The sequence below is a fragment of the Morganella morganii genome (assembly GCF_041099235.1).
GTDB lineage: Bacteria > Pseudomonadota > Gammaproteobacteria > Enterobacterales > Enterobacteriaceae > Morganella > Morganella morganii_E.
Window position 1 is genome coordinate 160,426 of sequence record NZ_JBFZSO010000006.1, and the last position, 7,756, is coordinate 168,181.

Here is a 7,756-nt window from a genome sequence, read left to right on the forward strand (position 1 = left end):
AACCGTAAAGCAGGATGGATGTCCAGACATATTGACGGCTAAATGAACCGCGGATATGCTGATAACTCGTTCAGTTACTGACAGGGAAAGAGGTATGGCACGTAAACCCGCGACAGCGGCAATTCATAACGGACTCAATGAAGAGACCCAATTCGGCTGTGTCATACCGCCGGTGTATCTCTCATCGACCTATAATTTTCCGGCCTTTAACAGTCCGCGCGAACATGATTATTCACGGCGCGGCAACCCCGGGCGGGATATCACCGGGCGCACACTGGCTGAGCTGGAAGGCGGCGCCGGGGCGGTGGTGACCAGCAGCGGGATGTCAGCACTGCATCTGCTGTTTACCGTGTTTTTGTCACCGGGGGATGTGATTGTGGCCCCCCATGACTGCTACGGCGGCACTTACCGGCTGCTCGACAGTTGTCAGCAGCGCGGCCATTTTACTGTCCGCTTTGCGGATATGAATGATGAGGTGTCACTCAGTGCCGCGCTGGCGGAAAAACCGAAACTGGTGCTGATTGAAACACCGGGCAATCCGCTGCTGCGCATCACGGATATCGCGGCCGTCAGTGAAAAGGCACATCAGGCCGGGGCGCTGGTGGCGGCGGATAACACGTTTCTCAGTCCGGCATTACAGCAGCCGCTGGCGCTGGGGGCGGATTTTGTTATCCATTCCTGTACCAAATACCTGAACGGGCATTCCGATGTGGTCGCCGGTGTGGTGATCGCCGCAGATGCGGAGCACTGCGAAACACTGGTGTGGTGGGCGAATAATATCGGTGTGACACTGGGGGCGTTTGACAGCTATCTGCTGCTGCGCGGTATCCGCACTCTGATCCCGAGGATTACCCTACAGGAAAAAAATGCCGGAATTCTGGCGGATTATCTGGTGCGCCAGCCGCTGGTGAAAAAGGTGTATTATCCGGGACTGGCGACGCATCCCGGGCATGAACTGGCCGCAAAGCAGCAGAAAGGATTCGGCGCAATGCTCAGTTTTGACATTAATGGTGATGAAGCTGCAATTTCCCGCTTTTTATCTCACCTGTCTCTCTTTACACTAGCAGAGTCATTAGGCGGGGTGGAAACGCTGATTTCTCATGCCGCGACGATGACACATGCGGGAATGCCGGAGCAGGCGCGGCATGCAGCGGGAATTTCAGACAGCTTATTACGTATTTCTGCGGGGATTGAGGACAGCGGTGATTTGATTGCTGATCTGGATCGCGCATTTCAGTCAGTGACTAAGGGGTAAGGGTAATCATGAGTGCGTTGGCGATTGATGAAAAAGGGCGTCAGTTACATAAATTCGGCGGCAGCAGCCTGGCAGATGCAAAATGCTATCTGCGGGTGGCGAATATTATGGCGAACTACAGTGAGCCGGATGACCTGATGGTCGTGTCTGCCGCCGGCAGCACCACCAACCAGCTGATTAACTGGGTCAAACTGAGTCAGAGTGACCGCGCTGCCGCAGAGCAGGCACAACTGACCCTGCAACGCTATCAGACCGCCCTTATCAGTGATTTGCTGCCGGAGATTCAGGCCAATGTCCTGATCTTCCAGTTTAATGATGATATTCACCGCCTGGCGGAATTGCTGAAACACCCGCTGAATGATGTGATTTACGCGGAAGTGGTCGGCCACGGCGAGATCTGGTCTGCCCGTCTGATGGCGCAGGTGCTTCAGGAGCAGGGCATGGCGTCGCAGTGGCTGGATGCGCGCACATTCCTGTGCGCGGAGCGGGCGGCGCAGCCGGAAGTCGATACCGCGCGGTCTCAGCCGCTGCTGGCAGAGCTGCTGGTGCTGCATCCGGGCAAGCGCCTGGTGGTGACCGGGTTTATCTCCCGCAACGCTGCCGGGGAAACCGTGCTGCTCGGCCGTAACGGCAGTGACTATTCCGCCACTCAGGTCGGCGCGCTGGCCGGGGTGAAAAAAGTGACTATCTGGAGTGATGTCGCGGGGGTTTACAGCTCGGATCCGCGCAAAGTCAAAGATGCCTGTCTGCTGCCGCTGCTGCGTCTGGATGAAGCCAGTGAACTGGCTCGTCTGGCGGCACCGGTACTGCATACCCGCACCTTACAGCCGGTGTCCGTCAGTGATATCGATTTACAGCTGCGCTGCAGTTATCAGCCGGAACAGGGCTCGACAAAAATTGAGCGCGTGCTGGCATCCGGCACCGGGGCGAAGATTGTGACCAACCACGATGAGGTTTGTCTGATTGATATCCGCCTGCCGGCCGGGGATGATGCGAAGGCGCGTTATAAAAGTATTGATTTGCTGCTTAAACGCAGCCAGATCCGCCCGCTGGCGGTCGGTTTGCATAATGATGACAATCTTATTCAGCTCAGTTATACCGCCGAAGTGGCAGACAGCGCCCTGCACGTGCTGGAAAGCGCCGGACTGCCGGGCTCTCTGACACTGCGTGACGGCTTCTCGCTGGTGGCGCTGGTCGGGGCGGGGGTCTGTAAAAACCTCCTGCATTACCACCGTTTTTATCAGCAGCTCAAAGATCAGCCGGTGGAATTTATCTGGCAGGCCGAAGACGGCATCAGCCTGGTGGCTATTCTGCGTACCCGTCAGACCGGACACGTGATTCAGGGTCTGCACCAGAGCCTGTTCCGTGCGGAAAAACAGATCGGCCTGATGGTATTCGGCAAAGGCAATATCGGCAGCCGCTGGCTGGAGCTGTTTGCGCGTGAGCAGAGCAATCTCTCTGCCCGCAGCGGGTTTGAATTTGTTCTCGCCGGGGTGGCGGACAGCGAAAGAGCGCTGCTCAGTTACGACGGGCTGGATCCGAGCCGCGCACTGGCTTTCTTCAATGAGGAAGCCGAGCCGATCGCCGATGAGGACACTTTGTATCTGTGGATGCGCAACCATCCGTTTGATGACCTGGTGATTATCGACCTGACAGCCAGCAAAACCCTGGCGGAAAGCTACGCTGATTTTGCCGCGTACGGTTTCCATGTCATCAGTGCCAACAAAATTGCCGGGGCGGCAAAAACCCGCGATTACCGCCAGATCCGCGATGCGTTCCGCAAAACCGGACGCCACTGGCTGTACAACGCCACCGTCGGGGCGGGATTGCCGATCAACCACTGTGTGCGCGATCTGCATGAAAGCGGTGACAGCATTATTGCGATCAGCGGGATCTTCTCCGGCACACTCTCCTGGCTGTTCCTGCAATTCGACGGTACTGTACCGTTCAGCGAGCTGGTGGAACAGGCCTGGCAGCAGGGGCTGACCGAGCCGGATCCGCGTATTGATTTGTCCGGTCAGGATGTGATGCGCAAGCTGATTATTCTTGCCCGTGAAGCCGGGTATGAAATCGAACCGGAAGACGTCCGGGTGGAATCCCTGGTCCCGGAAGCGGCACAGGAAGGCACACCGGATCACTTCTTTGAGAATGTCACCGCGCTGAATGAACAGATGGCCTGCCGCCTGGAAGCCGCCCGGGAAATGGGCATGGTGCTGCGCTATGTGGCCCGCTTTGATGCCAACGGTAAAGCACGGGTCGGGGTGGAAGCTGTCCGGCCTGATCACCCGCTGGCCTCATTGCAGCCTGGTGATAACCTTTTTGCGGTGGAAAGCCGCTGGTATCGCGATAATCCGCTGGTGATACGCGGGCCGGGTGCCGGACGGGATGTCACAGCAGGGGCGATCCAGTCGGATTTAAACCGTCTGGTACAACTGCTGTAATGCATCGGATTGCGATGACTTACGGGGTTAAATTGTCTGAAACATCCTGTGAGCAGAACAAAAAATGACGATAACGGGAATTATCTTATTACGTTTATAGTACAGGGTTGGTATAAATAGCGCATGGTGATGTTTCAATGTGGATATATAACCATTATGGATGATGGCTGTGACAGGATGTCATGGTAAGGATATGCACCGGATGTGCTTTTTCTGACAGGAAGTCAGTCTGAGGACAGAAACAATCCCGGCGGGATGCAATTAACGGATTTAATTGCATCCCGTTACTATTTTCACTTCCCGCTGTTTTTATGCTGAGGGTTCCCTGTTACATTTTCCCGCTGAATTTTTCCCCGCCGGACTGAGGATTTTCCCTCAGGCTGAATCGTTACTATTTTTGCCTTAATTCGCGATATCTGTCTGTGACGTTTGTTTTTCCCTTTCATTATGCTGGCGGGACGGATTTTTACCCGATAATCCGGCATCTGCCTGTGCGCAACATGATGGCAGCACGGTAATTAAATCTGATAAAGTCCTTTCAAAGCGCGTTTTTTTTGATATGAATATAGGGCAGAGATAAATGCAAGGGAACGGCGTCACAAAATAAGAATTAATCCGTCGTATGAAATCACTAAGATGTACAGGACAGAGAACTGCCGGCTGAAAGTTCCTCACCGGCGGTCATAGGATTCTGCCGTCAATAAGGGTCAGGGGTCGTATGAATCAACAATATTCCGCAATGCGCAGTAACGTCAGTATGCTCGGGAAACTACTCGGAGACACGATCAAAGAGGCCCAGGGTGAACATATTCTCGAGAAAGTAGAATCCATCCGTAAGTTATCCAAAGCGTCACAGGCCGGTAATGAAATTCAGCGGCAGAAGCTGCTGATGACACTGCAAAATCTATCCAATGAAGAACTGCTGCCGGTTGCCCGCGCATTTAACCAGTTCCTGAATTTAACCAACGTGGCGGAGCAGTATCACAGCATTTCGCCGCACGGTGAGGCGGCCAGTAATCCGGTTGCCCTGGCGGCGCTGTTTGATCAGCTGAAAGCCAAAAACTTTACTAATGAAGAGATGCGCAAGGCCGTGGATGAGCTCTCCATTGAGCTGGTGCTGACCGCGCATCCGACCGAAATTGCCCGCCGTACCCTGATCCACAAACTGGTGGCGGTGAATACCTGTCTTGCACAGCTGGATCACGATGACCTGGCTGATTATGAACACGATCGTATTATGCGCCGTCTGCGTCAGCTGGTGGCACAGGCCTGGCACACTGATGAAATCCGCAAAGACCGTCCGACACCGCTTGATGAAGCGAAGTGGGGCTTTGCTGTGGTGGAAAACAGTCTGTGGGAAGGTGTTCCGGCGTTCCTGCGCGAGTTTAACGAGCAGCTCGAGGCCTCACTGGATTACAACCTGTCTGTGGAAGCCACACCGATCCGCTTTACCTCCTGGATGGGCGGTGACCGCGACGGTAACCCGAATGTCACGGCAGATATCACCCGGCGCGTGCTGACCCTCAGCCGCTGGAAGGCGGCTGATCTTTTCTATAATGACATTCAGGTGCTGGTCTCCGAGCTCTCCATGAGCGAGTGCACACCGGAGCTGCGTGAACGTGTGGGTGAGGATGCCGCCGAGCCGTACCGCGTCATCACCAAACAACTGCGCGCCCGTCTGAAAAGCACACTGGATTATCTGGAGCGCTGCCTGGCCGGTGAACCGGCTATCAAACCGGATAACCTGCTGACCGATAACGAAGAGTTATGGGAGCCGCTGTATCTTTGCTACCGCTCACTGGTTGAGTGCGGCATGAAGATTATTGCCAACGGCCAGCTGCTGGATACGCTGCGCCGTATCCGCTGCTTCGGTCTGCAGCTGGTGCGTATTGATGTGCGCCAGGAAAGCACCCGTCATACCGAAGCGCTGTCTGAACTGACTCAGTATCTCGGCCTCGGGGATTACGCCGCCTGGCCGGAAGAGGAAAAACAGGAATTCCTGCTGCGTGAACTCCAGTCAAAACGTCCGCTGGTGCCGCAGAACTGGGAGTGCAGTAATGAAACCCGCGAAGTTTTTGATACCTGCCGGGTGATTGCCGAATCACCGGAAAATTCTGTCGCCTCCTATGTGATTTCGATGGCAAAAGTGCCGTCGGATGTTCTGGCGGTCAAACTGCTGCTCAAAGAATCCGGCAGCCCGGTTACCCTGCCGGTCGCACCGCTGTTTGAAACCCTCGATGACCTTAATAACGCAGAGAGTGTCATCACCCGCCTGCTGAGCATCGACTGGTACCGTAATCTGATCAATGACCGTCAGATGGTGATGATCGGCTATTCCGACTCCGCCAAAGATGCCGGGGTGATGGCAGCGTCCTGGGCACAATACCGCGCCCAGGATGCTCTGATTAAAGTCTGCGCCCGTGAAGGTGTGACACTGACGCTGTTCCACGGACGCGGGGGCACCATCGGCCGTGGTGGTGCACCGGCACACGCTGCGTTGCTCTCACAGCCGCCGGGAAGCCTGAAAGGTGGCCTGCGTGTGACAGAACAGGGTGAGATGATCCGCTTTAAGTTTGGTCTGCCGCAGGTCACTATCAGCAGCCTGGCCATGTACGCCAGCGCCAGTCTGGAAGCCAATCTGCTGCCGCCGCCGGAACCGAAACCGGAGTGGGCAGCGATTATGGATCGCCTCTCTGATGTTTCCTGTGAGATGTACCGCGACTATGTCCGCGAACAGCCGGATTTTGTCCCGTATTTCCGTGCGGCCACCCCGGAGCAGGAGCTGGGTAAACTGCCGCTGGGCTCCCGTCCGGCAAAACGCCGTCCGACCGGTGGTGTGGAAACGCTTCGTGCGATTCCGTGGATTTTTGCCTGGTCGCAAAACCGTCTGATGCTGCCGGCCTGGCTGGGTGCGGGTGCGGCACTGAAAACTGCGGTGGATGAAGGCAACCGGGCCATGCTGGAAGTGATGTATTACCAGTGGCCATTCTTCAGAACCCGCATCGGCATGCTGGAAATGGTGTTCGCCAAAGTCGATTTATGGCTGGCGGAATACTATGACCAGCGTCTGGTGGAGCCGCGCCTGTGGCCGCTGGGGGCAAAACTGCGCGAACAGTTATCACAGGATATTAAGAGTGTCCTGATGATTTCCAAAGATGAGCAGTTAATGGCGGATCTGCCGTGGATTGCGGAATCTATTGCCCTGCGTAACGTGTATACCGATCCGCTGAACGTCCTGCAGGCCGAACTGCTGCACCGCTCACGCGAATGCGATCAGTCTGATCCGCAGGTAGAGCAGGCACTGATGGTCACTATCGCCGGTATTGCTGCCGGGATGCGTAACACCGGCTGATATTATCAGCACGTCTTTTTTACCCCGGATGGCCGCCTTTATCAGCGGCCATTTTTTTTGACATCCTTTTGCCGGAAAAGGGTTGTATATTATCTGATTTAATATTATATAATAATATATATTATTAATACATATAACTGAGGTGACTATGTCTTACTACAAAGATGTGATCAAAGATATCTCCGGCAACATGCAGGAATTACACAAAAATATTCCGGACGTGATGGGAGCATTTATGTCCGTCATGCAAAGCAGCACTGCTGACGGCGCACTGGATAAAAAGACCAAAGAATTGATTGCGGTGGCGATTGCCGTTGCCAACCGCTGTGACGGCTGCATTGGTTTTCATACCAAAACGCTGGTGGAGCTGGGGGTAACAGAGCAGGAATTATCAGAAGCCCTGGGTATTGCTATCGGCATGGGCGGCGGGCCGTCCGTAATGTATGCGGCGAATACATTAAAGGCATTTAAAGAGTTCTCATAAACGCGTCATCCTTCAGCCCGTGGCGGTGTTGGCTTCATTCATCGCCCGGGTCACATACTGATGTATGCTCCCCGGACTCTTCATTTTGCCGCCTTGCCGCAGACTGAATGATTTAGCGTTTAAAGCAGACAGTCATCCTTCAGTCCATGGCGGTGTTGGCTTCATTCATCGCCCGGGTCACATACTGATGTATGCTCCCCGGACTCTTCATTTTGCCGCCTTGC

The 7,756-nt window shown here is 54.9% G+C and carries 4 protein-coding genes; all 4 read left to right on the top strand.

Going from position 1 to position 7,756, the window contains the following annotated elements:
• Positions 1–94: 94 nt before the first annotated feature.
• Complete coding sequence (gene metB / locus AB7038_RS11970; RefSeq protein ID WP_072871477.1) at positions 95–1,255, top strand: cystathionine gamma-synthase; 1,161 nt, start codon at positions 95–97, stop codon at positions 1,253–1,255.
• Positions 1,256–1,263: 8 nt separating this feature from the next.
• Positions 1,264–3,696 carry a bifunctional aspartate kinase/homoserine dehydrogenase II gene (locus tag AB7038_RS11975; RefSeq protein ID WP_369453387.1) on the top strand — a complete coding sequence of 811 codons (2,433 nt, stop codon included), beginning with the start codon at positions 1,264–1,266 and terminating at the stop codon, positions 3,694–3,696.
• Between the two features lie 718 nt (positions 3,697–4,414).
• Complete coding sequence (gene ppc, locus AB7038_RS11980) at positions 4,415–7,048, top strand: phosphoenolpyruvate carboxylase (RefSeq protein WP_004240786.1); 2,634 nt, start codon at positions 4,415–4,417, stop codon at positions 7,046–7,048.
• A 148-nt stretch (positions 7,049–7,196) separates the two neighbouring features.
• Positions 7,197–7,532 (top strand): carboxymuconolactone decarboxylase family protein, encoded by a 336-nt coding sequence (locus AB7038_RS11985; RefSeq protein ID WP_368889519.1) that lies wholly within the window; start codon positions 7,197–7,199, stop codon positions 7,530–7,532.
• The last annotated feature ends 224 nt before the right edge of the window (positions 7,533–7,756 follow it).